Source organism: Streptomyces sp. CB02414 (assembly GCF_001905385.1).
GTDB lineage: Bacteria > Actinomycetota > Actinomycetes > Streptomycetales > Streptomycetaceae > Streptomyces.
The window spans coordinates 323,560-347,403 of the sequence record NZ_LIPF01000007.1 but is presented as its reverse complement, the minus strand read 5'-3'; the positions used below and the strand labels follow the sequence as shown (position 1 = coordinate 347,403).

General features: G+C 72.7%; 22 protein-coding genes and 1 pseudogene. 12 read left to right on the top strand and 11 right to left on the bottom strand.

Annotated features, from left to right (window positions below; translation table 11 throughout):
• Window positions 1-18 precede the first annotated feature (18 nt).
• Together AMK11_RS23965 and AMK11_RS23960 are read right to left on the bottom strand one after the other, a co-directional pair.
• On the bottom strand, window positions 19-1,485 hold the full coding sequence (locus AMK11_RS23965; protein ID WP_073730073.1) for an aldehyde dehydrogenase family protein: 1,467 nt from the start codon (window positions 1,483-1,485) through the stop codon (window positions 19-21).
• 46 nt (window positions 1,486-1,531) lie between these two features.
• Window positions 1,532-2,422 carry an alpha/beta fold hydrolase gene (locus AMK11_RS23960; RefSeq protein WP_073730072.1) on the bottom strand — a complete coding sequence of 297 codons (891 nt, stop codon included), beginning with the start codon at window positions 2,420-2,422 and terminating at the stop codon, window positions 1,532-1,534.
• Between the two features lie 160 nt (window positions 2,423-2,582).
• On the opposite strand from AMK11_RS23960, the gene AMK11_RS23955 reads away from it, so the two are divergent.
• Window positions 2,583-3,338 carry an AraC family transcriptional regulator gene (locus tag AMK11_RS23955; RefSeq protein WP_073730071.1) on the top strand — a complete coding sequence of 252 codons (756 nt, stop codon included), beginning with the start codon at window positions 2,583-2,585 and terminating at the stop codon, window positions 3,336-3,338.
• Window positions 3,339-3,362: 24 nt separating this feature from the next.
• A complete protein-coding gene (locus tag AMK11_RS23950) occupies window positions 3,363-3,956 on the top strand; it encodes a hypothetical protein (protein ID WP_073730070.1) in 594 nt (197 codons plus the stop codon).
• Between the two features lie 7 nt (window positions 3,957-3,963).
• Here the strand turns inward: AMK11_RS23950 and AMK11_RS23945 are convergent, their stop codons facing one another.
• The gene (locus AMK11_RS23945; RefSeq protein ID WP_198941447.1) at window positions 3,964-4,848 is read right to left on the bottom strand and encodes an NAD(P)-dependent oxidoreductase; all 885 of its coding nucleotides are present in this window, start codon (window positions 4,846-4,848) and stop codon (window positions 3,964-3,966) included.
• 110 nt (window positions 4,849-4,958) lie between these two features.
• Here AMK11_RS23945 and AMK11_RS23940 point away from each other — a divergent pair, with 110 nt between their 5' ends.
• Window positions 4,959-5,393 (top strand): winged helix-turn-helix transcriptional regulator, encoded by a 435-nt coding sequence (locus AMK11_RS23940; RefSeq protein ID WP_073730068.1) that lies wholly within the window; start codon window positions 4,959-4,961, stop codon window positions 5,391-5,393.
• On the opposite strand, the pseudogene AMK11_RS39255 reads toward AMK11_RS23940, so the two are convergent.
• A pseudogene (locus AMK11_RS39255) lies at window positions 5,342-6,314 on the bottom strand (VWA-like domain-containing protein). The gene AMK11_RS23940 and the pseudogene AMK11_RS39255 overlap by 52 nt on opposite strands.
• Window positions 6,315-6,622: 308 nt before the next feature.
• On the opposite strand from AMK11_RS39255, the gene AMK11_RS23930 reads away from it, so the two are divergent.
• Genes AMK11_RS23930 through AMK11_RS23920 form a run of 3 tightly spaced genes read left to right on the top strand, consistent with a single transcriptional unit; the run spans window position 6,623 to window position 9,428 of the window.
• Complete coding sequence (locus tag AMK11_RS23930; protein WP_073730332.1) at window positions 6,623-7,642, top strand: FecCD family ABC transporter permease; 1,020 nt, start codon at window positions 6,623-6,625, stop codon at window positions 7,640-7,642.
• 1 nt (window position 7,643) lies between these two features.
• The gene (locus tag AMK11_RS23925) at window positions 7,644-8,429 is read left to right on the top strand and encodes an ABC transporter ATP-binding protein (protein ID WP_073730067.1); all 786 of its coding nucleotides are present in this window, start codon (window positions 7,644-7,646) and stop codon (window positions 8,427-8,429) included.
• A 3-nt stretch (window positions 8,430-8,432) separates the two neighbouring features.
• The gene (locus tag AMK11_RS23920; RefSeq protein WP_073730066.1) at window positions 8,433-9,428 is read left to right on the top strand and encodes an ABC transporter substrate-binding protein; all 996 of its coding nucleotides are present in this window, start codon (window positions 8,433-8,435) and stop codon (window positions 9,426-9,428) included.
• 98 nt (window positions 9,429-9,526) lie between these two features.
• Here the strand turns inward: AMK11_RS23920 and AMK11_RS23915 are convergent, their stop codons facing one another.
• Window positions 9,527-10,834: an MFS transporter gene (locus AMK11_RS23915; protein WP_073730065.1), complete on the bottom strand. Its 1,308-nt coding sequence runs from the start codon at window positions 10,832-10,834 to the stop codon at window positions 9,527-9,529.
• A gap of 178 nt (window positions 10,835-11,012) precedes the next feature.
• Here AMK11_RS23915 and AMK11_RS23910 point away from each other — a divergent pair, with 178 nt between their 5' ends.
• The 4 genes from AMK11_RS23910 to AMK11_RS23895 are packed head-to-tail and all read left to right on the top strand — an operon-like array spanning window position 11,013 to window position 14,596.
• Window positions 11,013-11,765 (top strand): methyltransferase, encoded by a 753-nt coding sequence (locus tag AMK11_RS23910; protein WP_073730064.1) that lies wholly within the window; start codon window positions 11,013-11,015, stop codon window positions 11,763-11,765.
• Window positions 11,762-12,571, top strand: a complete 810-nt coding sequence (locus tag AMK11_RS23905; protein WP_073730063.1) for a Rossmann-like domain-containing protein — start codon at window positions 11,762-11,764, stop codon at window positions 12,569-12,571. Before AMK11_RS23910 ends, AMK11_RS23905 begins: the two co-directional genes overlap by 4 nt.
• Window positions 12,568-13,620, top strand: a complete 1,053-nt coding sequence (locus AMK11_RS23900; protein WP_079187657.1) for a GHMP family kinase ATP-binding protein — start codon at window positions 12,568-12,570, stop codon at window positions 13,618-13,620. The genes AMK11_RS23905 and AMK11_RS23900 overlap by 4 nt, the downstream gene beginning before the upstream one ends.
• Entirely contained in the window at window positions 13,541-14,596 is a 1,056-nt protein-coding gene (locus tag AMK11_RS23895) for a pyridoxal-phosphate dependent enzyme (RefSeq protein WP_073730062.1), read from the top strand. Before AMK11_RS23900 ends, AMK11_RS23895 begins: the two co-directional genes overlap by 80 nt.
• Here AMK11_RS23895 and AMK11_RS23890 read toward each other — a convergent pair.
• A complete protein-coding gene (locus tag AMK11_RS23890) occupies window positions 14,547-15,281 on the bottom strand; it encodes a class I SAM-dependent DNA methyltransferase (protein WP_073730061.1) in 735 nt (244 codons plus the stop codon). The genes AMK11_RS23895 and AMK11_RS23890 overlap by 50 nt on opposite strands.
• Before the next feature lie 89 nt (window positions 15,282-15,370).
• On the opposite strand from AMK11_RS23890, the gene AMK11_RS23885 reads away from it, so the two are divergent.
• The gene (locus AMK11_RS23885; RefSeq protein ID WP_073730060.1) at window positions 15,371-15,976 is read left to right on the top strand and encodes a class I SAM-dependent methyltransferase; all 606 of its coding nucleotides are present in this window, start codon (window positions 15,371-15,373) and stop codon (window positions 15,974-15,976) included.
• A gap of 18 nt (window positions 15,977-15,994) precedes the next feature.
• Here AMK11_RS23885 and AMK11_RS23880 read toward each other — a convergent pair whose 3' ends face one another.
• The 4 genes from AMK11_RS23880 to AMK11_RS23865 form a co-directional block, all read right to left on the bottom strand.
• Window positions 15,995-16,453 (bottom strand): PPOX class F420-dependent oxidoreductase, encoded by a 459-nt coding sequence (locus AMK11_RS23880; protein ID WP_073730059.1) that lies wholly within the window; start codon window positions 16,451-16,453, stop codon window positions 15,995-15,997.
• A gap of 61 nt (window positions 16,454-16,514) precedes the next feature.
• Window positions 16,515-16,937: a hypothetical protein gene (locus AMK11_RS23875; RefSeq protein WP_143194595.1), complete on the bottom strand. Its 423-nt coding sequence runs from the start codon at window positions 16,935-16,937 to the stop codon at window positions 16,515-16,517.
• On the bottom strand, window positions 16,906-17,352 hold the full coding sequence (locus tag AMK11_RS23870) for a hypothetical protein (RefSeq protein WP_143194594.1): 447 nt from the start codon (window positions 17,350-17,352) through the stop codon (window positions 16,906-16,908). Before AMK11_RS23870 ends, AMK11_RS23875 begins: the two co-directional genes overlap by 32 nt.
• 67 nt (window positions 17,353-17,419) lie before the next feature.
• Entirely contained in the window at window positions 17,420-19,885 is a 2,466-nt protein-coding gene (locus tag AMK11_RS23865; RefSeq protein WP_073730056.1) for an SCO7613 C-terminal domain-containing membrane protein, read from the bottom strand.
• 77 nt (window positions 19,886-19,962) lie between these two features.
• Between AMK11_RS23865 and AMK11_RS23860 the strand changes: the two genes are divergently transcribed.
• Complete coding sequence (locus AMK11_RS23860; protein WP_073730055.1) at window positions 19,963-21,483, top strand: carboxylesterase/lipase family protein; 1,521 nt, start codon at window positions 19,963-19,965, stop codon at window positions 21,481-21,483.
• Between the two features lie 20 nt (window positions 21,484-21,503).
• On the opposite strand, the gene AMK11_RS23855 is transcribed toward AMK11_RS23860, so the two are convergent.
• On the bottom strand, window positions 21,504-23,831 hold the full coding sequence (locus AMK11_RS23855) for an FdhF/YdeP family oxidoreductase (protein WP_073730054.1): 2,328 nt from the start codon (window positions 23,829-23,831) through the stop codon (window positions 21,504-21,506).
• Between the last annotated feature and the right edge of the window lie 13 nt (window positions 23,832-23,844).

Genomic DNA, 23,844 nt, shown 5'->3' with positions numbered 1-23,844 from the left:
GAGCGCGGTGCGCCGGGTTCAGCCCTTGAACCAGCCGGAGGGCGCGGGGGAGAGGTTCTGGTAGATGTGCTTGGCCTCCTGGTACTCCCGCAGCCCGGAGGGCCCCAGCTCACGCCCCACGCCCGAGTGACCGAAACCGCCCCACTCCGCCTGCGGCACGTAGGGATGGAAGTCGTTGATCCACACGGTGCCGTGCCGGAGGCGCTGCGCGACGCGCTGGGCGCGGCTCGCGTCGGAGGTCCACACGCCGCCGGCCAGGCCGTAGCGGGTGTCGTTGGCCAGTTCCACCGCCTCGTCCTCCGTGCGGAAGCGCTCGACGGTGACGACCGGGCCGAAGACCTCCTCCTGGACGATGCGCATCGACCTGTCGCAGTCCGCGAACACGGTCGGCAGCAGGAAGTAGCCGCGGCTCAGCGCGGGATCGTCCGGACGGGCGCCCCCGGTGACGAGCCGGGCGCCCTCCTCCAGGGCGGCGGCGATGTGCCGCTCGACCTTGTCACGGTGCTCCGCGGAGCTGAGCGGTCCGCTCTCCGTGCCCTCGTCCAGACCGTTGCCGAGCCGGATCGCCCGGGCCCGGCCGGCGAGGGCCTCGACGAACCTGTCGTACAGGCCGTCCTGCACCAGCAGGCGGGAGCCGGCGGAACAGACCTGGCCGGAGTGGAGGAAGGCCGCGTCCAGCGCGTAGTCCACGGCGGCGGCGAAGTCCGCGTCCTCGAAGACGACGTTGGGGTTCTTGCCGCCCAGTTCGAGAGCCACCTTCTTCGGCCCCTCGGCGGCCGCCGCCATGATGCCGCGTCCGGTGGCGAGGCCGCCGGTGAAGGACACCAGGTCCACCTCGGGGTGGCTGGTGAGGGCGGCGCCGACGGTCGCGCCGGCGCCCAGGACCAGGTTGACGACGCCGGGCGGCGCCCCGGCCTCCTCGATGAGCCGGATCATGGTGATCGTGGTGAGCGGAGTGACCTCGCTCGGCTTGAGGACGACGGTGTTCCCGGCGGCCAGCGCCGGCGCCACCTTCCACGACGCCTGGAGCAGCGGGTAGTTCCAGGGCGCGATGAGGGCGCACACCCCGACCGGCTGGTGGACGACGCGGCTGAGGACGTCGGGGCCCACGTCCACGACCCGGCCGCCGTCCTTGTCGGCCAGTTCGCCGTAGTAGCGGAAGGCGTTCGCCACGTCCTCCACGTCGAGACGCGCCTCGGTCAGCGTCTTGCCGGTGTCCAGCGTCTCGGTACGGGCGATGTCCTCCTTGTCGCGCAGCAGCAGGGAGTGCACGCGCAGCAGCAGGTCGGCCCGCCGGCGGGTGGGGACGTCCGCCCACTCCTCCTCGTCGAAGGCCCGGCGGGCGGCCCGCACCGCGCGGTCCGCGTCCGAGGCGTCCGCCTCGTCGACGGTGGTGACCACGGAGGCGTCGTACGGGTTGAGCACCTCGCGCCGCCCGCCGGCCGCCGGCCGGGTCCACTCACCGTCGATGTACAGGTCGCTCACCGTGGAATCTCCTCTGCGACGGACCGGACCCGAGCAAATCGGGACATTACCCTCTGCTGCGGCGTGAGGGTCTGCTGAGCGGCCCTTCGGAGTGACGCGGTACCTGATCGGCGAAGGCCAGCAGCAGGCCGGCGGTGCGCCGCGGTTCCTCCAGGATGGGCGTGTGTCCGGCACCCGGCAGCATCTCCACCTCCGCCGCGGGCACCGCGCGGTAGTCGGCGGCGGAGGAAGGGCGCCATCTGCGGTCCTGGTCGCCGAAGATGACCAGAAGCGGTTTGCCGAGGACCGCCAGCCGGTCGGGGAGCGCCTGCCGGCTCAGGTAGGCGGTGGACGCCCGCATGGCGGCGGTGACCGCGTGGTACGTCATCCCGCGCAGGTCGTCGACGAGTTCCTGCGGGATCGGGTGACCCGCGCGGAAGCCGGTGCTCGCGAACCGGCGGATCTGCTCGTCGGCCGGTGGCCACCGTGCGGGATCGAGCCCGGGGCCGTCCGGCGCGATGAAGGCGTCCATGCCGGGGCCGGTGTTGACGAGCGCCAGCGCGGTCACGGAATCGGGCCGCTGTTCGGCGAGGGCGGTGACGGCGTAGCCGCCACTGGAGTGGCCGACGGCCAGGACCCGCTCGACGCCGAGCCGGTCCAGCGCCGTGCCGAGCGTGCGTGCCTGCTCGGATGTGTCGTAGTCACGGTCGGCCGGTTCGGCCGAGCGGCCGTGGCCCGGGAGGTCGATCCGGATGACGTGATGGGAGCCGGTCAGCAAGGGAACGAGCGCGTCCCAGGAACGGCTCGAGGTGGCGGAGCCGTGGATGAGCAGGAGGGCCGGGGCGCCACGAGGGCCGTCCCGGCGGACGTGGAGGTCGCCGTGCTCCAGCCGCAGCACCGAGCTCTCGGTGTCACCGCGGCCGCCGGCCGTCTGCGAGTCCCTGTCGAGAGGAGTCACGAGCCCACGGTCGCTTCCGGTGGGCGCCTGCGGCTTGGACGAATGTTCCCCGCGGCCGCGTAGCATTCGGCAAAGGGGGTTCGCCGTGAGGAGAGGTGACGATTCCGCCGGGTGGGACGTGGCGCGTCCGCGAAGGCCCAGCCGGACGACCGGTGTCGACATGGCGGGATTCTGGGTGCCGGGCCCGCTCGTGGGCGACCTGAGGGTGGTCCCCCACCCGGCCGTGATGCTGATCCTCGAGTTCGGGGCGAAGTCGCCCACCGTGGACGACGGTGCCGGGCGGCGACTCGGGGGAAGCTTCGTCGCCGGGCCCGGGTTCGGCTCGGGGGGCGGGGTCCGTGCCTGGGGGGAACACGTCGAGTGCGTGCAGGTGCGCCTGTCGCCGGTGGTCGCGCGCGCGGTGCTGGGTGCCTGCTCGGCCGACCTGGGCAGTGGCGTGGTCACGCTCGACGACCTGTGGGGCGGGGAGGCTGCACGGGTCCGGGAGCGACTGAGCGCGGCGCCCACGTGGCGGGAACGCTTCGAGCTCGTGGACGCGCTGCTCGTCCGCCGCTGCCGGACGCGTCCGCCGGTGGAACCGGAGGTGGCCTGGGCCTGGAAGCGGATCGTGGCCAGTGGGGGTCTCGTCCGGGTCGAGCACCTGGCGGCCGAACTCGGATGGAGTCGCAAGCGTCTGTGGTCCCGGTTCCGGTCCGGCATCGGTGTGCCGCCCAAGCGCGCCGCGAGACTGGTCCGTTTCGACCGCGCGGTGCACCGCCTGGTCGGTGGAGAAGGCGCCGCCTCGGTCGCGGCGGACGGCGGCTACTTCGATCAGCCCCATCTGCACCGGGACGTCATGGCGTTCACCGGCGCGACACCGGTGACCGTGGTGGGCGAACCCTTCCTGACGGTGGACGACCGGGCATGGCCGGTGTGAGGAATCGTGGCCGACCATCGCCCTGTGGACATCATCGAACTGCTCGAATCGGCGGCCCTTCTGGTGCCGGAGGAAGCCGCCACGGCGAACGACGTGACAGCGCGGGACGTCTGGGACTGTTTGGCCCACGACGACTGGCAGACCGTGCTGAACCTCCTGGAGGAATGCGGGGACGGACAGCCGCTGCCCTCGGCGTTCTGGGAGCAGCTCGCCGCGGCGGCCGAACGGCTTTGCCTCCAGCGGAGTGCCGCCTGGTGCCGCTGGCGGGCCGCCGAGGCACGGAACGGGATGGTCCGGGCGGAACTGACCCTGCGTCCCGCCGCGGAAGCGAGACGCAGCACGCCGATCGCCGGTCACGGTGTGCTGCGGCCCATGTGGGACATCGGCAACCTCTCCCCCACCGGGGGTGTCTCGGTGAGCATCGCCGGGCTCTGGATCGAGGACGTCCCCTACCTGGAGCCCGGCGGCCGGGCCACCGTCCGGCTCGTTCCGCTCACCCCGTCCCACTGGCGGCACGTCGAAGCCGGCCTGCGGATCACCATGCACGAGGACCGGACCGTGGCCGGTACCGCACTCGTGCTGGAGGCACGTCCGCCCGCCTGCCGCGCCGGCCCGTGACGTCGGCTCAGTCCGGTCGTCTGATGCTCTCGTAGATCCGGGCGAACCCCTCGGCCCCGTGCCCCGCGTCGGCCTGACGCCGGATCAGCCGCTGCACCATGGCGACCGCGTCGTTGTCGATGCCCTGCTCGGAGCCGGCCGCCAGGATGTGGCCGAGGTCGGAGAAGTCGAGGCTCTGCTGCCCCGGCACGGTGTAGTCGCCGCCGTCGATCACCTCGGCGAACCCTTCGAAGGCGCCGGTCATGGCGGTCAGCCAAGGTGCGGCCATGGCGGCGAACTCGCCCGCCGTCACGCCGGCCGGGGCGACCATCGCGGCACCGTGCATGAAGCCGGCGAACATGACGTACATCCCCGAGAGCAGGGCGAGGTCGTACAGCGACGCCAGCCCGGCGTCCGCACCGAAGTAGGTACTGGTCCCCCAGACGTCCAGCAGTGGCTTGTGCTGATGGAAGACGTCGGCGGACCCGCTGTAGAGGATCGACGAGCCGGGCGCGCCGATCATGTGCGGTACGGCCATGATCCCGCCGTCCAGATACGCGACGCCGGCGCGCGCGGCCCAGTCGGCCAGTTCCCGCGACTGAGCCGGGGACGTCGTCGTCACGTTGATCAGGGTGCGTCCGGCCAGCTCGTCGGCGAGCGGGTCGAGCACCTCGTGGACCGACGCGTGGTCCAGCAGACACGCGATCACCAGGGGGCCGGACCGGACCGCGTCACCGGCCGTGGCCGCGGCTTCCGCGCCCTGCGCGACGAGGTCCTCGTCCTTCCCCGGTGAGCGGTTCCAGACCGTCGTCGGGTACCCGGCCTTCACCAGGGCGCCCGCGAGGGCACTTCCCATCGCCCCCAGCCCGAGAACGCTCACCCGGTCTTCGCCGTTGGTCGTCACAGTTCTCATTCCCCTCTGTTCGTCGTTCGGTTCGATCCTCTCCGTGCTCGGTAGGCTTGACCAGTACGGACTAATTAGTGGGGTACTCACTCTCGGGTAAGTACGCCTTGGAGGGGCGAATGGCGACAGCGGCACGACGTGGTCCCTACTTCTGCGGCATCGACGCGGCGATGGACGTGGTCACCGGCAAGTGGAAGTCGCTGATCCTGTGGGAGCTCCACCACCACGGGACCCGTCGGTTCGCCGAACTCCGGCGCGGTCTGCCGGGAGTCAGCGAGAAGATGCTGGTCCAGCATCTGCGTGAGATGGAGGAGGACGGTCTCGTGCACCGTGAGGTGTACCCCGAGGTGCCGCCCAGGGTGGAGTACTCCCTGACCGAGCACGGCGTCTCGCTCAACGCCGCGCTGGCCTCGCTGGGACAGTGGGGCACCGAGCGCATGCGGCGGATCGGCGCCGAGAAGGTCTCGGTCGACGACGCCGCGACGGGTCGGCGGAGTGTGCGTCAGCCGATGGTCACGACCCGTGCCCAGGGCGGCGGGAGGTCGGGCACGTAGTCGGGGTCGTCGGTGTCGATGCCGGTCGGCCGGGGGAAGAGTCCGACCACCGTGCGGCAGGGAGGCTGTGCGGAGGGCCAGGGTGTCTGGCCGTCCGTCAGGGCGACGATCACGTCGGGCCGGTGCCGGGCGCGCAGGGCCCGGGTGAAGCCGGAACGCAGGTCGGTCCCGCCACCGCCGAGGAGTTCGATGCTCTCGGCCTGGCAGACGGGGACCACGGTGCGGGCCGCGGCGTCGCAGGAGATGACGGTGACCAGGTCCCGCCGGCCGCCGACCGCGCGGGTGACGGCCGCGACCTCCAGCAGCGCGCTGCCGAGTTCGCCGTCGCTCACCGATCCGGAGGTGTCGATCACGACGCAGACCCGGGGCGGTGTGCGGCGCAGGCTGGGCAGCAGCGCGCCGGGCACGCTCGCCGAGCGGCGGGACGGGCGCCGGTAGCCGGCCGGCGGTGCGTGCGCGGGCCCGATCGCGCCGCACCGCCGGGACAGGTCGCCGCTGCGTACGGCGTCCCAGAGGTGCCGGTGCAGGTCGAGCCGGAAACGCCGGTCGGGATGCGGGTGCGGATGGTGTCCGGCCGTGCCGCGGCGGGACCCGTCCCACAGGGCCAGGGACATGCGCTGTCCGGCGTCCGCCCAGGCCGGCGGCGTCCGGACGACGAGGTGCACGACCGGCGTGCCGGGACTGCGCCAGCCGGCGCAGATCCGCCCGGAGGCGGGCAACGAGGTCGGTGCCGTGGTGCTTGCCCACGGCGCGCAGATCGAGATCGACGTCGATCCGGGCGGCGGCACACGCCCCCGCCCAGTCGCCGACCGCACGTCGCGCGGTCGCGGTCTCGATCATGGACGGTGGCACGGCGTACTCACGTACGCGCCGCCACATCAACTGGTGGGGTGGAACACCGTTCACGAGGTGATGAGCCATCAGCACTCACCTGACGCGAACGATTCCCCCAATCCGTACGAGGAGAAAGTCATCATCGCGGGCATCGTAACCACTCGCGGATGATCTGTCACTCTTCCGGGCGCAACCCGCCGCCGGCGGGCGGGGCATGCTAGATTCCCGAAGCTGAACATGGTTTCCATTATCGAGAGAAAGTGTAGGTAGGCCACGTGCCTCCGCCTTCGACCTCCATACCGTCGGTGAGCGCGGACACGGCCGGCCCGGCCGAGGTGCCGGCGTCCGCACCCGCGGCGGCCGCGAAAGGCCGGCTCGCCTCCCGCAAGGCCCTGTTGCTCGGCTGCGCGGGGTTGACCGCGGTCCTGCTGGTTTCCGTCGTCGTCGCCATCGGACTCGGCCCCGCGGTCATCTCCCCCGGGGAGACCGCCCGCCACCTGTGGGCGGCTCTCCACGGCGGGCGCATCGCCCCCGACGAGGTGACGACGTACCAGATCGTCTGGCAGATCCGTACGCCCCGAGTGCTGCTGGCGGCGTTGGTGGGGGCGGGGCTCAGCGCGGTCGGCGTGGCGGTCCAGGCCCTGGTGCGCAACGCGCTCGCCGACCCCTTCGTCCTCGGCGTCTCGTCGGGCGCGTCCGTGGGCGCCGTCGGCGTCACGGTCACCGGCGGACTCGCCGCGTTCGGCATCTACGCGGTGTCCGCCGGGGCCTTCGCCGGTGCGCTCGCCGCCTCGCTCCTGGTGTACGCCGCCGCCGCGAGCCGGGGCACCCTGTCGCCGCTGCGCCTCGTCCTCACGGGCGTGGCCATGTCGCTCGGCTTCCAGGCGGTGATGAGCCTGATCGTCTACTTCGCGCCGGACGCCGAGGCGACGAGCATGGTCCTGTACTGGACGATGGGCAGCTTCGGCGCCGCGACCTGGGGTGCGCTGCCCGTCGTTTCCGTCGTGGTGCTGGGCGGACTCGTCGTCCTCCACCGGTACGGGAGGGTGATGGACGTCCTGGCCCTCGGTGACGAGACCTCCGCGAGTCTGGGAGTCGGTCCCGACCGGTACCGGAAGGGGCTGTTGCTTCTCGTCTCGCTCGTCACGGGCGTCATGGTCGCGGTCAGCGGCGCCATCGCGTTCGTCGGGCTCGTCATGCCGCACGTGGTGCGGATGGTCATCGGTGCCACCCACGCCCGCGTGCTCGCGGTGGCTCCGCTGGCCGGGGCGATCTTCATGGTGTGGGTCGACCTGGCGGCCCGCACCGTGGCCGCCCCGCGCGAACTGCCGCTCGGGGTGGTCACCGCGCTCGTGGGCGTGCCCGTCTTCATCGGCCTGATGCGCCGCAGGGCCTACACCTTCGGAGGGCGCTGACATGGACCTGAGACTCGAAGAGCTCTCGGTCGTGACCGACGGCAGGACGCTCGTCCGCGCTTTGTCCCTGGAAGTGACGGACGGGCAGGTCGTGGGTCTGGTCGGCCCGAACGGAAGCGGCAAGTCCACCGCGCTGCGATGCGTGTACCGGGCGTTGCGTCCCAGCTCCGGAACCGTCTGGCTGGGCGAGCGGGACCTGACCCGGCTCCCGCTGCGCAGCAGCGCCCGGACCGTCGCGGCGATGACCCAGGACGGCGGCGTCGACTTCGACTTCACGGTCGAGGAGGTCGTCGCACTCGGACGCGCGCCGCACCTGCGCGGGAACCAGGCGCTCAGCGGCCGCGAACGCGAACTGTGCGAGCGGGTGATGGGCCGGCTCGACATCGGGCACCTGGCGCACCGGGGGGTTCTGACGCTGTCGGGCGGGGAGCGCCAGCGCGTCCTGCTCGCCCGCGCACTGGTGCAGGAGCCGAAGGTCCTCGTCCTCGACGAGCCGACCAACCACCTCGACGTCCGCCACCAGGTCGACCTGCTCTCGCTCCTGCGCGGCTCGGGGCTCACGGTCCTCGTCGTCCTGCACGACCTCAATCTCGCCGCGGCCGCCTGTGACCGGCTCGGCGTGCTCTCCCAGGGCCGTCTGGTCGCTTCCGGTGCCCCTGCGGAGGTCCTCACGCCACACCTGGTCGCCGAGGTCTTCGGAGTGCGGGCCAGTGTCGTCCCGCATCCGCTGACGGGCGATCCCCAGCTGCTGTATTCGCTCAACTCCAGTGATCGAAAGGCAACCTGACACATGCTCATGAGCAGATCCCGTACCGCCGTCGGATCCGCCCTCGCGGCGGCCCTGGTGCTCGGCGGCTGCGGCGCCGAGGTCGAGTCGGACGACGCCAAGGCCTCCGGCAAGGTCACCGTCAAGCGCTGCGGCGAACCGGTGGAGTACACGGTTCCCGAGCGTGCCGTCGCCTACGAGGGCGGCAGCGCGGACAAGCTGTTCGCCCTCGGCCTGACCGAGCACGTGTACGGCTATGTGATGCCGCCGGCCAACCCGCCGGTGAGCGAGTCCCCGTGGGCGTCCGAGTACGCGAAGGTGAAGATGCTCAGCGACGACCTCCTCAACAAGGAGGTCGTGGTCGAGGCCGAGTCCGACTTCGTGGTGGCCGGATGGAACTCCGGCTTCAAGAACGAGCGGGGCATCACACCCGAGATCCTGGACACGCTCGGCATCCAGAGCTTCATGCACACCGAGAGCTGCTTCAACTACCCCGGGTTTCCTGAGAAAGTGACCCCCTTCGAAGCGCTCTACACCGACCTCGAACGACTCGGCAAGATCTTCCGGGTCGAGGACAGGGCCACGGAGGTGGTCGGCGAGTTGCGCAGGCGCGTGAAGGAGGTCGAGGCCAAGGCCCCGGAGGGCGACCCGGTGCCCGTCTTCCTCTACGACTCCGGCACCGACCAGCCGTTCACCGCGGGCAACCAGGTGCCGCCCAACGACATCATCAGTAAGGCGGGCGGCAAGAACGTCTTCGACGGCCTCGACGAGCGCTGGACCCAGGTCAGCTGGGAATCCGTCGCCGAGGCCGAGCCCGAGGTCATCGTCATCCTCGACTACGGCGACATGCCCGCCCAGAAGAAGATCGACTTCCTGAAGAAGTCCCCCCACACCAGGGGTCTTCCCGCAGTGAAGAAGGACAACTTCTTCATCCTCGACTACAACGAGGGCATCAGCGGGCCCCGCAACATCGACGGCCTGGAGAAGTTCGCCGCGTACCTGCGCGAACTCGACAGCTGAACCGCCGGCACCCGCCGACGGCACAGGCCCCTGACACGCCGTTCGCTCCCGCCGCCCACTGCGGGCGGCGGGAGCGAACGTGTGAGTGGCCGGTCCCGTCAGGCGGAAGGGTCCGCCCCCCGAGGGGCGGTGACCGTCCCCGCGGGCGGGTGGGAGAAGGTCCGTGTGCTGGGAACCAGGGCCGCGGCCGCCGGTGCCGCGAAGCAGACGACCGCGCAGCTCGCGAGTACCGCCCTGGCACCGAAGGCGTCGATGGCGGGGGCGATGACGGCGAGTCCGACGGGGGCGAGGCCGTAGGAGAGCAGGAAGTCCAGGGAGGAGACCCGGGCCAGCTTGTCCGGGGCCACCTCGCGCTGGGCGGCGGTGAACCACGGCACGTTGAACAGTTCGATGCCGATGCCCGCGACGGCGTAGGCGGCCATCACGACGACCGGGTGCACGGGAAACACGAGGCTGAGCGGGGCGAATCCGTACGCGGCGAGTCCGGCCAGGGCGGCCCGGCCGGGGGAGCGGGGGCGCCAGCGGGCGATGAGCAGCGCACCGGCCAGCGCCCCGGCGGTGTAGGCGGTCATCGCACCCGCGAGGACGACCTCGGTGCCGTACTCGTCCCTGCTGACCATGGGGAGAGCGACGCCCGTCGCGGAGTAGCCGGTGGCTATGACGGCCGTCAGCGCGCCCAGCCCGGCGAGGAACCACGGGTGCCTGCGGGCCTCGCGGACCCCCTCGGTGAACTCGGTGAGGAACGACGCCCTGTCCGTAGCGGCCGAGGGCCGGGAAGCGCCGTTCACGGTGCCGGGCCGCGCGCCGCGTCCGGGGACGCACGCGGCGACGAGCCAGAGCAGCCCGATGCCCACCAGCAGCGCCCCGGTGCTGAGGAACACGGCGAGCAGGGCGGCCAGCGAGGGCCCCACGAGCGTGGTAGCCCGTACGGCCAGGGTCATCGCGGCGTTGGCCTGCTGCCTGCGGCCGGCGTCCACCACTTCGGCGGTCAGTGCCTGGTAGGCGGGCCGGCAGGCACCCTGACCGGCGCCGGCCACCGCGGCGGCCGTGGCCATCAGCAGGACCGAGCGGTCCAGTCCGGCGGCGAGCACGGGAGCCGCGGCTCCGGCGGCGAGCCCCGCCCACAGGACGACGCCCCGGCGGGAGTGCCGGTCGGCCAGCACCCCGGCCAGGGGCACCGCGGTGAGGAACCCCACCGTCCGGGCGGCGAGCAGCAGTCCCAGGTCGGTGGCGGTGAGCGTCCGGTCGAGGACCGCGAGGCCGAGCACGAACGGCAGGGCCCAGGTGGCCAGGCCCGACGCCGTGGCGCCCGTCCAGAGGCGGAGGAAGGCGATGTCGAGCAGGACGGTCCGCTGCTTCGCGGCTCGCTCCTCGACAGTGTCGGGCGGGGCGGAGGGGGTGGGCACGATGACGCGCTCCTGTCGTGTACGGGGTCGGCGGGGGACGCATCGAGCGGGGTGGCGCTGCGTCGGCGACAGACTATCGCAATGACAATCATTTCCATTAGTGTGCTGCCGGAGGAGGCCGACGCCTCGTCCGCCTCGTACACCTGACGCCTCGTCAAGGACCAGGAGGGACCCCCCAATGGACCGGAACACCACCGGCCCCGCTCTCCTCGAGCAGCTGCCCCCGCCGCTGCCCGCGGACCGGATCATCGCCCTGAACCAGCCCAAGGGCGACCTGCACACCACCCGCTCCTACGAGTGGAACGGATGGACCTTCGACGTCCCGCCCGGCGTCTTCATACCCGGCTGGACCAGCCGCCTGATCCACGAGCGGCTGCTCGACGGCCGTATCGAGACCCGCGGCCGCCGTTACGCCGCCATGGGCGTCGGCCTCGGCGTCGAGGCCGTGGCGGCGGGCATCCGGGGCGCCCGGGAGATCCACGCGCTCGACGTCCATCCGGAGAGCGTGGCCACGGCCACCCGCCACTACCGGCGCCTCGTCGGCGAACGCCCGGACACCGCGTTCCTCCCCGCCGTGAGCGACGTCTTCGACGCCCTCCCGGACGCCGTCCAGCTGGACGTCGTCACTTTCAACCCGCCCGCCGTCAGCCAGACCGTCAGCGACGACCCCGACGTCGTACGCAACGTCTGCGTGGGCGCACCGCTGATCGAGAAGTTCTTCGCCCAGATCACGGAGAAGGACCTCCTGGCACCCGGCGGCGAGATCCACCTCATCGCCTCCAACACCGCCGACCTGCGCGCCCTCGTCCAGCACGCCCTGGACCACGGGCTGAGCCCCCGGGTCGACCACCTCCACGACTGGCGGGACGGCGTGCTGACCTTCCTGTTCCGCATCACCCACGACACGCCCCGCTCCGGAGGCCCGCGATGAAGAACACCGAGGAACTCCTGGCCGGCGTACTGGCGGGCGAACACGGTCCCTCTCCCGCCGACATGACGGCGACCAGCGTGTTCTGGGTCCACCACGGCACCCGGCTGGCCGGCGGGAACACCACCTACCTCAACCAGTACATCCTCGTCCGCGTCGGCGACTCGTTCGGCGGCTGCGCCTTCGAGGCCGGAGAAGCCGACCCGTCCCTGTGCCGCGACGCCTCCGGCGCCCCCCTCGACGCGCTGCTGCGCGACGCGCCCCGCCCGCTGCGGATCGCCGCGCTCGACGCCTACCTGAGCGCGGCCCGGCCGCACCGGGAGGCGGCCGGGGCGGAACCGGTCACCCTGCCCGCCGGGACACCCGAGACCCGGGCGCGGGCCCGCGACGCGGCCATCGCCGGCCTCCTGGACATCGGGGCCGGCGCCCGGGTCGGCCTGATCGGCGTGGTCAACCCGCTCGTCGCGGCCATCCGCGAACGCGGCGGTTCGCCCCTGCTCTGCGACTTCAACCTCCGTACCACCCAGTGGGGCGACCCGGTCACCGACGACATGCACGAGCTGCTCGGCACCGCCGACGCCGTGGTCGCCACCGGAATGACCCTGAGCAACGGCAGCTTCGACACCGTCCTGGCCCGTTGCCGTGAGCGCGGCGTGCCGCTGGTGGTCTACGCCCAGACCGGAAGTGCCGTGGCCCGCGCGTTCCTCGGAGCGGGCGTGACCGCCCTGTCCGCGGAACCCTTCCCGTTCTCCCAGTTCAGCGCGGAACCCACGACCCTGTACCGCTACCGGGCGGCGGCCGGCGCATGACGTCCGCCACCCGCCGGCCGGCGTCGCCGGACGCCGCCGCCCGTGAGACGACGGGCACCGGACACGCCGCCTGCCACCACGGCGAGATCCTCCAGGGCGTCTTCCTCGACGAACGGCGCCGCCCCCGCCACGGCCTGGTCACCCTGCCCATGACCGCCCGGGGCAGCACGGCCCGTTTCACCCACCGGCCCGGCAGCCCGCCCGGCGAGGTGACGGTGACGCCGGGCGGCCGGGCCAAGGCGCGGGCGGCGGCCGTCCTCGCGCTGCGGGAGTGCGCCGAGCGCCTCGGAGAGGAACCGTGCGGCGGCGAGCTGACCCTCACCGGCGACCTCCCCGTCGGACTCGGCATGGGCTCGTCCACCAGCGACGTCATCGCCACGGTGCGCGCGGTCGCCGACTCCCGGGGCCTGCTCCTGCCGCCGGAGACCATCGCCCGCCTCGCGGTGCGCGCCGAGGGCGCCAGCGACCCCCTGATGCACGGCTGTCGCCCGCTGCTCTTCGCGCAGCGCGAGGGCCGCGTCCTGGAGACCCTGGGCTCCGCGCTGCCGCCCGCGGTGGTGGTCGGGTGCGCGCTCGGCGGCGGCGAACCGGTCGACACCCTCTCCCTGCCGGTCGTCGTCGCGCACGACGACCTCGCCGCGTACGAGCACCTGCGCCGCATGCTGCGCAGGGCGGTGACCGACGCCGACACCGCGCTGCTCGGCAGGGTCGGCACGGCCAGCGCCCGCCTGCGCCAACGCGTGCTGCGGCACCAGGAGTTCCCGGCACTCACCGGCATCGCCGACAGCGTGGGCGCCGCCGGGGTGCAGATCGCCCACAGCGGCAACGTCGCCGGCATCCTCTTCGACCCCCGAGTCCCCGGCCTGAACCGCAGGCTGCACCGTTGCGCCCGCGCCCTGGACCGTGAAGGCATCCCGTCGACCCGGACCTTCACCACCTTCGCGACCCCCGCCAGTGAGGAGTACCCCCGTGGACGAACACATCTCGGAGGCCATCGGCCGACCGGACCTGATACGCCTCGACGACGGACTCGTCTGCCTGCGGTTTGAGACGATGAAGGTCGTCTCCGCCCTGGCCGCCGTACGCCACCTGCTCGACACCAAGGCCGTGCGGCGCGGCGACACCCTAGTCGACAGTTCCAGCGGCATCTACGCCTACGCCCTCGCGCTGGCCTGCCACCGCTACGGCATGCGCTGCCACATCGTCGGCTCCACCACCGTCGACCACACCCTGCGCACCCAACTCGACGTCCTCGGTGCCACCCTGGAGCAGATGCGGCCCGGCACCGACCTCAAACTCGACCAGAGCCGCCGCGTCGCCCGCGTCCGGGAGATCCTGCGCGATCACCCCGACTACCACTGGATGCGCCAGTACCACGACGACGTCCACTACCTCGGCTACGAGGCCGTGGCCGAACGGATCCAGGAGGAGACCGGTGCCGCCGCCCTGTCCCTCGTGGGCGGCGTGGGATCGGGGGCCTCCACCGGCGCCCTCGCCCACTACCTGGGCAAACGCTCCGTCGACGTGCGACTCGTCGGCGTCCAGCCGTTCGGCAGCGTCACCTTCGGCAGCGACCACGTCTCGGACCCGGAGATCATCATCGCCGGAATCGGCAGTTCCATCCCGTTCGGCAACGTGCGTCACGACCTCTACGACACCGTCCACTGGCTCGCCTTCGACGCCGCCCTCGCCGGGAGCGTGGACCTGCTGCGCCGGCACGCCGTCTTCGCCGGCCTGTCCACCGGCGCCGCCTATCTCGCCGCCCGCTGGGAACGCGGTGCGGAGCCCGGCCGGACGGCCGTGTTCATCGCCGCCGACACCGGCCACCGGTACGCCGACACCGTGTTCGCCCGGCACGCGGAGGCGGCGCGGGTGGAGGACCTGGCACCCCGTCCGGTGCGTGGCACGGACGACCTCGCCCTGCCCTGGTCGCGTATGGACTGGAAGGGCTCGCCCGCCCCCGCGGCGGCGGTCGTCAGGCCGGCTTGCGCCACACCGAGACGTGCTTCACCGAGTCCTGGGTGAACGGGGTCCGGTCCCAGTCCGCGTAACGGTGTTCCAGGTCGAGACCGGCGATGCGCGCCATCAGGTCGAGCTCCGCCGGCCAGGCGTACCGGTGCCGGGAGTTGCCGCGGCGGTAGTGGTCGCCGTCTCGGGTGAAGTGGTTCGAGACGAGGATCTGCTCGACCAGGTCGAAGGTGTCGAACCCGAGGTGCCGGTCGGAGACGTCGAACGGCACCGCGGTCTGGCCGGGCGGCAGGTATCGCAGGGGCGGCACGCCCAGCTCGATGACGAACCTGCCCCCGGGCCTCAGGTGACGGGCCGCGTTGCGGAAGCACTCGACCTGTTCGTCCTGGGTGAGCAGGTTGGTGATGGTGTTGTAGACGAGGTAGACCACGGCGAACTCACCGGGGACGACGGTCGTGGCCATGTCCCCGAGGGTCACCGGCAGCGTGTCCGCGTCGGCCTTGCGCCGCAGGACCGCCGCCATGTGCTCGGACAGTTCGATGCCCGCCACCGGCACGCCACGCTCCCGGAGGGGGACGCCCACGCGTCCGGTCCCGATGGCGAACTCCAGTGCCCGGCCGTCCCCGGCGAGTTCGGCGAGGAGGTCGAGGGTGGGTCCGAGGACGGCGGCCGAGGACATCTCGGTCTCCTCGGCGTCGTAGCGGTCGGCGGTCGCGCGTGTCCACAGTTCGCTGCTCGTCACGGGCGACCACTCTGCCGGGCGCGGGGTGCGCTGTCGACGCATTTACCTGGCGGAGCGGACGACGCCGGCGGCCCGTTAGGCTTGCCGCCATGAGCCGATGGGAGCAGCTGACCGGCGGTACGTCCGGTGAGCAGTACGCCGCGCGTTTCGCCGAACTCGCCGAACGCGGGCAGGACGTCCACGGCGAGGCGCGACTGTGCGCCACGCTGGTGCCCCCAGGGGCGCGGGTGCTGGACGCGGGCTGCGGCACCGGGCGGGTCCTGACCCAACTCGCCCACCTCGGTTACGACGGGGTGGGCGTGGACCGCGACGCCTCCATGCTTGCCGTGGCCCGTCGGAACGCGCCCCGGCTGACCTGGTTGCAGGCCGACCTGGCCGACTTCGACCCGGCCGCGGCGGACGTCGGCCCCGGCTTCGACCTGGTCGTCGCCGCGGGCAACGTGTTCCCGCTCCTCGCGCCGGGCACGGAGGCCGCCGTCGCCGCCGTCCTGGCCCGGGCCCTGCACCCGGGCGGCCTGCTCGTCGCCGGCTTCGGCCTGGACCGGGAGCACCTGCCCGTGCCGCCCAGCCTCACGCTGGCGGAGTACGACGCCCACTGCACGGCGGCCGGCCTCACGCTCACCGACCGCTTCGCCACCTGGGACGCCGACCCCTACGACGGCGGAGGTTACGCGGTCAGTGTCCATCGCCGCTGACGCGGCCACAGCGGTGCGTCACCCTTGGACGTCGAGTGCCGTGCCGTACAAGCGGTCCACCTTCAGCCTGACGACCACTCGGCGCTCGGCGACCGACCGCGCCAGGAACGCCTCCTCGTCGTCGGGTCTGAGGGTCGCCGGCATCATCGCGAGCAGTTCCCTCCCGACCGCGTCGCCGGGCACCGTCGTGATCTCCGAGACCTCGGCCTCGCCCTCCGCGACGGCGAACGACCACACGTCGTCACCCTGTACGTGCAGCGCCACACGCGGCTCGCGCCGTATGTGCCCGAGCTTGACCCGGTCCGCCGTGGTCGAGAACCGGACGATACGGGCCTCCGGGTCCCATCCGTACAGCATGGTGGTCAGGTGGGGGTGGCCACTGCGCTTGACGGTGGCGAGTGTGCCGAACTGCTGGCTGCCGAGCAGGCCGGAGAGCGCTTCGTCGGACAGTGGGCGTGGTGCCGGTGCTTGAGTCATGACCCGATCAACGTCAGGGGGTGCTCGGTGAATTCCGGAACGCGAGCGGCGCGGGCGCCGGTCAGGCCGGGCCTTCGATGTACCCCAATACGTCCACCTCATCGAATCGGCGCTCCGCCAGGTTCTTTCTCGTGACCGTCCAGTAGACGTCACCGTGGACGTAGACGCCCCCGTACCGCTGGGTGAGCAGGGCCCAGTCCTCCGGCCGGGGTGCGGCCCAGGCACTGGCGGGCTCGCCCGGCGGCCGCCCTTCCCTCCGGGCCCTCAGCGACGCTGCTGGGTCAAGCATGTCGAACTCGCCGTAGGGATCGCGGGCGTACCCGTCGATCCGCAGCAAGGACCTGCCGCGTGACCGGTCCTCGTCGCGCACCGATCGCCAGGCATCGCGCAGTTCCGCGGCGTGGGGGTGCTCGGCGGGGTCGTACATCGCCTTGCAGTCCGGCGGGGAGACCTCAACGGCGAAGCCGCAGTGCCGTCCCCTCATGAGGGCCCAGGCCCATGTTCGCCCACGGGTCCCTGGGCGAGTGCCTCGGGCTCAGGGGGCGCTCCTCCACCGGTGTGCCGGCAGGAACGTACACCGCTTCGCCGCCGGCATCGAAACCGTCGTCGGTGGACCGGGCGAGCAGGTGCAGTACACCGTCGGACGGCAGCGGCAGGGTCGTCGCGTCCGCGGGCAGTGCCGCGAGATCTATGGAGGCGATCAGGTACGTGCGCGCCGGAGGGTCGGGAGACTCGACGGGAAGCAGCAGGGGTCCGCCGAAGCGGCCGACGACCGGTCCGTCCCCGTCAGGCGTGAGCGTCGCGCACGGACGGGCGGCCTCCAGCCACCTCTCCGCCTCGGCGGGCGGGACTCCGCGCGCGAGCGCCGACTCGCGGGCCCGGTTCAGTTTGTCGAGCATCTCCGGCTTCATGCGACGAACTCGGCGTCGGGGACCGACAGTCGGCGGCCCGCGTCCGGGGCGTCGCCTACCGGAGCCGCCCCAGTGCTTCCCGCAGCCGCCTCGCGTCACGCAGGCGCTGTTCGTAGGTGGCGCCCAGGGCCAGCAGGGCCAGACCGGCGAGTGCGGGAGGTGCCCATCGGGGAAGCGCGCCGACGACCTGCGTGACGTAAGGGGCGAGCTCGTGCAGCGCCACCAGCGCGAGTGCGCTCCCGCCCAGGACCAGCGGGGCCTGGAGACGGAACCGTGCGCCCGCCAGGGTCATGGCCAGCGCGGCGGTGCCGAGCAGCAGGGGCCGCAGCCAGTGCGGATCTCCCCACATCGCGAGCAGACTCGGCACCAGGGTGACGGCCGGCCCCGCCGCGTACGCCGTCCAGGAGGACACCGACGGATCACGGCGCCGGGCCAGGTGCCCGACGGCCAGCGCGGCGACGGTCACCGGCAGCGTGTAGGCCTCCGGCGTGGTGACGTCCCACGCCGCCAGCCGCACCCAGGTGGCCGCCAGGAACAGGGCGGCCGCCGCATGACCGGCCCGTCGCCGCTCCGGCCGCAGCGCGGTCCCGGCGGTGACGACCCCGCAGAGCGAGAGCACCAGGGCCAGCATGGGCAGATCCCGCGCCGTGAGAGCGATCGACAGCAGCGCCGCGGCCGCACCCGCCCCTTCGACCGGGACGGTCGCGGCCGAGCCCCGCGTCCGCGCCGCGCTCAGAGCGGCGACGACGGGTACGACCAGGACCAGCAGCGCGGTGTGCTCCGGAGGCCGGCCGGCAAACGCCCCGACCGCGCAGGCCAGAGCCGCGGCGTACGCCAGGGCGGCGGGCGCGGCGAACACGACGAGCCCCGGACGGGCGCTCGCGACGCCGAACAGCGTCGTCAGAGTCAGGAGCACCCCGATCGTCCCGGACTCGGTGGCCAGGGAGAGGAGGGCGAGGGTGACGGAGGTGACGAGGGCCAGTACGACGGCCGTCACGGCCGGCGCGGACGGACCGCCTGCCGCACGACGGGCCCGTTCGGCGACGCAGAGCGAGGCCACGACCAGGACACCCTGCGCCACCAGCCCCGCCCCGTAAGGCAGTTCGAGCACCACCGGAGTCACGGTCGCCGCCGCCCACCCGAGGACGAGCGCACCCACCGCGGCCGCCGGGCGCCACACCGCGCGGCGCTCGGCCACGGCCAGCACACCGGCCACGAGGGCGAGGACGAGCGGCGCGGCAGTCGCGTAGGAAGGCCAGTCGGCGTCCGCGAACACGGCGTCCCGGGAGTCGATCGGCACCCCCGACCAGGGCCGCTCGATCCAGGCCGCCGGGCCGAAGAGCGTCCCCGCGACCAGCGGGAGCGCCCACAGCACCGCGAGGCCCTGGACGACCAGCGAGGCGCCGGCCATCCCCCGCCGCAGCGGCCGGGGGAGGGGCATCCGGACGGCCGTCAGCAGGCTGATCCCGAGGGCCAGGCATCCGGGCACCGTCCACTCACCGGGCACCGACGCCCGCAGTACCCCGCCGGCCCCCGCGACCAGGCACAGCCCGGCGGACAGGGCGGTACACACGGCGACGTCCGGCCTCGGGGCGAACAGGGCGGCGGTCAGGGCGATCGCCGCTGCGAGGACCAGGAGCGCGGCGCCCCGCGCGGCGGTACCCGGACCGGGCGCGCTCCAGCAGAGCCATCCGGCCGACAGCACCCCGACGGCACCCGTGCCGCAGGCGCCGACGAGCGTGACGACCCGCACCGGCGCGTGGGCCGACCGGAGCGACACGGCGGTGTCGGCCGCGGCGGTCGCCAGCAGCGCGGCGGTGAGCGCATACGGGCCCGCGTCGACGGCGAGCGCCCACAGAAGCAGCGGCAGCTGCGCGGTCACCGCGGCGAGGGGGAGCGGGAGCCGCAGGGCGAGGCGCCCGCCCGCTCGCGCCGGACCCTGCTCCGCCGCGACGTCGCCGGCCGGCCGCGGCACCAGCTGGCCCACTCCCGCACCGTACGCGGCCCAGGCACCGGCCAGGACGGCCGACGCGGCAGCCGTGTACCCGAGACCGCCGCTGCCGCTGAACGCCACTTCGTGCAGGGCGTAGGCATCGAGCACGGTCAGAGCCATGCCCAGAGCCGCCACCGCCTCGGCGGTCGAGCCCAGTCCTCGTCGCAGCAACGGCACGGGCGCGGCCAGCGCGCTCAGGGTCACCGCGCCCAGCACCAGTGCCCGTCCGGTGATACCCAGGTGACCCCAGCCGACCAGGGTGAAGGCGATGGCGGCGACCGTCAGGAGGACGCCGCCGAGGAGCAGCAGCACGTTCTGCACGCCGGGTGCCGTGGCCTCCGGCCGTTGCGCGGCCGTGCCGGGCCACACCGGGTCGGCCACCCGGGCGGGCTGCGGTGCGGAGGTCGTACGCAGGGCGTGGACCAGCCACTCGCGGCGCCGGAGCAAGAGGGCGCGGCGGGCGTCGAGTTGCCGCAGCTCGGCGTCGAGGAAGCGCAGTTCCTCGGCCGGAGGCGGAATGTTCGTCATGGCCTGAGTGTGGTCCCCGTCACTTGGCCGCACATGGGTGCGCGTACTCAGTTCCTACTCAGTCAGACTGACGCGCGATGAGTGAGCAACCACGTGATGAAGAGGCAGTCTTCCGTACGACCCGGGGCCGGGTGCGGGGTACCGCGGCCGGTGACGGTGTCACAGCCGTGCTCGGCGTCCCGTACGCCGCCGCGCCTTTCGGTGCCCGCCGGTTCCGGGAGCCGCAAGCGGCGCCGGGCTGGAGCGGGATACGGGACTGCACGGACTTCGGCCCCATCGCCCCGCAGTCGGCCGAGTTGCCCGGAGCGCCGGTGTGGCGCCCGGGCGACGAGGACGTCCTCAGCGTCAACGTGTGGGTCCCCGACGGTGCGGGAGACGGCGGGCTGCCGGTGTTCTTCTGGCTCCACGGTGGCGCCTACACCTTCGGCTCGTCCGCCCAGCCCGACATCGACGGGGCGTCCCTGGCCCGCGCCGGTCTGGTCGTGGTGAGCTGCAACTTCCGCGTGGGCTTCGAGGGCTTCGGCAGGGTGCCCGGGTTCCCCGACAACCGCGGGCTGCTCGACCAGGCCGCCGCCCTGGACTGGGTCCGGGAGAACATCGAAGCCTTCGGCGGCGACCCCGACAACGTCACCATCGCCGGGCACTCCTCCGGGGGCGGCTCGGTGGCCTGCCTGGTGGTCATGGAGCGGGCGCGCGGGCTGTTCCGGCGGGCCATCGCCCACAGCGTGCCCAGTGCCTTCTTCACCGTGGAGCTCGCCGAGGCGGTCACCGAGCGGATCGCGGCCGGGGCCGGGGTGAGCCCGACGGCCGCGGGACTGCTGTCCGTGCCGCCCGAGGCGCTCGTGGCCGCGTCCGACAAGGCCGCCGCGGACTGCCGGGCCAATCCCGTGACGCCGGTCCAGGCCTTCGACCCCGTCATCTTCCAGCCCGTCGTCGACGGCGAGGTGCTGCCCGCGGAACCGCTCCGCGCGCTCGTCTCCGGCACGGCGCGGGACGTGGATCTGCTGGTCTGTCACACGCTGGAGGAATACCGGTTCCTCCACATGGTGGGGGCCGTCCGGGCAGCCGTCACCGAGGCGGAACTCGCGGACGTCGCCGAGGCCCTGCGCCTCCCCGCCCACCTGGTCGACGGCTACCGGGAGTTGCTGCCGGACGCCCCGGTGCTCGACCGCTGCCTCGCGGTCCTCGGCGACGCGCGGTTCGGCGAGTACACCACCCGGCTCGCCGAGCAGCACGCGAGGGCCGGCGGCCGGGCGTACCTGGCCCGCTTCGCCCGCCGGCGCGGTGCGGCCGGACCCTGGCACACCGCGGACGTCCCCTTCGCCTTCGGCAACCTGGACGCCGTCGGCGCGGACTTCGTCATCGGCGGCGCGCCCGACGCAGACGACCGGGCCCTGTCCCGCCGCATGCTCCGCTCCTGGGCCGGCTTCGCGGCCACCGGGGACCCGGGTTGGCCGGCGGTCACGTCGGACACCACGCCGGTCAGATACTGGGCCGTCCCCGACGACGGCCTGACGGCCGACGACACGTGCGGCTTCCGCGAGGTGTGGCGCCACGTCCGGTTCGAACCGATGCGTCCCGGCCGCTCGGGCGGCTGACCCGTCGGAGGGCGGCGACCTCACTCGACGGGCGGATCCGCGGGCTCGCCGGGCTCCGGGCCCGCGGACTCCAGCCGCACCACCAGCCCCTTCGACGTCGGCTGATTACTGATCTCGGCCACGCTGTCCAGCGGAACGAGGACCTGTGTCTCCGGGTAGTACGCCGCCGCGCAGCCACGGCTGGTCGGATACGGCACCACCCGGTAGCCCTCCGCGCGGCGTTCCGTGCCGTCCCTCCACACGCTCACCAGGTCGACGTGCTGTTTCTCGGCGAGTCCGAGGTCCGCCATGTCCTCGGGGTTGACCAGCACGACCCGCCGGCTGCCGTGAATGCCCCGGTAGCGGTCGTTGTTCGTGTAGGGGACCGTGTTCCACTGGTCGTGCGAGCGGAGCGTCTGCAACAGCAGGTGTCCCTCGGGAGCCGTCGGCATCTCCCAGTCGTTGCGGGTGAACCGGGCCTTGCCCGTGGACGTGGCGAAGACGCCCTCGTTGACCGGGTTGGGCAGCCTGATGCCACCCGGCCGGATCACCCGCCGGTTGAAGTCGTGCAGCCCCGGCACCACGCGGGCGATCCGGTCACGCAGGGACCCGTAGTCGCCCTCGAACCGCTCCCAGGGGATGCCGGTCCGGCCGTCGAGGGTGCGGCGGGCCAGCCGGCACAGGATGGCGACCTCGCTGAGCAGGACCCTGGAGGCCGGGGTGAGACGGCCCCGGGAGACGTGCACCTCGCTCATCGAGTTCTCGACGGTGACGAACTGCTCGCCGCCCGCCTGGATGTCGAGCTCCGTCCGGCCCAGGGTGGGCAGGATCAGCGCGGTCTCACCGCAGACCGTGTGCGATCTGTTGAGCTTGGTGGAGATGTGGGCGGTGAGCCGGCAGCGCTCCATGGCGTCCTCGGTGACCGCGGTGTCCGGGGCGGCCAGGACGAAGTTGCCCGCCACGCCGAGGAAGACCTTGATCCGGCCCTCGCCCATGGCCCTGATCGAGTTCACCGAGTCGAGGCCGTGGGCGCGGGGCGGATCGAAGCCGAACTCCTCCCGCAGCGCGTCCAGGAAGTCGTCGGGCATCTGCTCCCAGATGCCCATCGTGCGGTCGCCCTGCACGTTGCTGTGCCCGCGCACGGGGCACGCACCGGCTCCGGCCCTGCCGAGGTTGCCGCGCAGCAGCAGGAAGTTCACGATTTCCCTGATGGTGGGGACGCCGTGCCTGTGCTGCGTCACGCCCATGGCCCAGCAGACGATCACCCGCTTGCTGCGCAGGACGTCGCCGTGCACCTCCTCGATCTCCGCACGCGTCAGTCCGGTGGCCCGCAGAACGTCGTCCCAGGCGATGGTCCGGGCATGCCGTGCGAAGTCCTCGAAGCCGCTGGTGCTCGTGCGGATGAACGCGTGGTCGAGCACGGTGCCCGGCCGGTCGTCCTCGGCCTCCAGCAGCAGCCGGTTCAGCCCCTGGAAGAGGGCGAGGTCCCCGCCGCTGCGGATGTGCAGGAACCGGTCGGCGATCTCGACGCCGCGTCCGATCACCCCGCGAGCCTTCTGCGGGTTCTTGAACCGCAGCAGTCCGGCCTCCGGCAGGGTGTTCACCGCGACGATCCGGGCCCCGTTGCGCTTGGCCTCCTCCAGCGCGGACAGCTGCCGCGGATGGTTGGTCCCCGGGTTCTGTCCCACCAGGAAGATCAGGTCGGCGTGGTGGAGGTCCTGGAGACTCACCGTGCCCTTGCCGGTGCCCAGTGTCTCGTGCAGGGCGAAGCCGCTGGACTCGTGGCACATGTTGCTGCAGTCGGGCAGGTTGTTGGTGCCGAAGGCCCTGGCGAACAGCTGCAGCGCGAAGGCGGCCTCGTTGCTGACCCGGCCGGAGGTGTAGAAGACCGCCTCGTCGGGGGAGTGCAGCGACCTCAGCTCGTCGGCGATCAGCCCCAGCGCGTCGTGCCAGCTGATGGGCTCGTAGTGGTCCGAACCCGGGCGCTTGACCATCGGCTCGGTGAGCCGCCCCTGCTGGTTGAGCCAGAGGTCGGAGTGCCGGCGCAGTGCGGACACCGAGTGCTCGCGGAAGAAGTCGGCGGTGACGCGCCGGGACGTCGCCTCGTCGTTGATGTGCTTGGCGCCGTTCTCGCAGTACTCGTTGCGGTGCCGGTGGCCGGGGGAGGGGTCCGCCCACGCGCAGCCGGGGCAGTCGATGCCGCCGACCTGGTTCATGGTCAGCAGGGTCACCCCGGTCCGCCTCAGGGACGTCTCGTCGAGGGAGTACTCCAGGGCGTGCCGCACCGCGGGCACGCCCGCCGCCCACTTCTTGGGCGGAGTGACGGTGAGTTCCTGCGGGGGCTCTTCGCCCGGTGGCCTGTGCGTCACAGAGGTCGCTCGC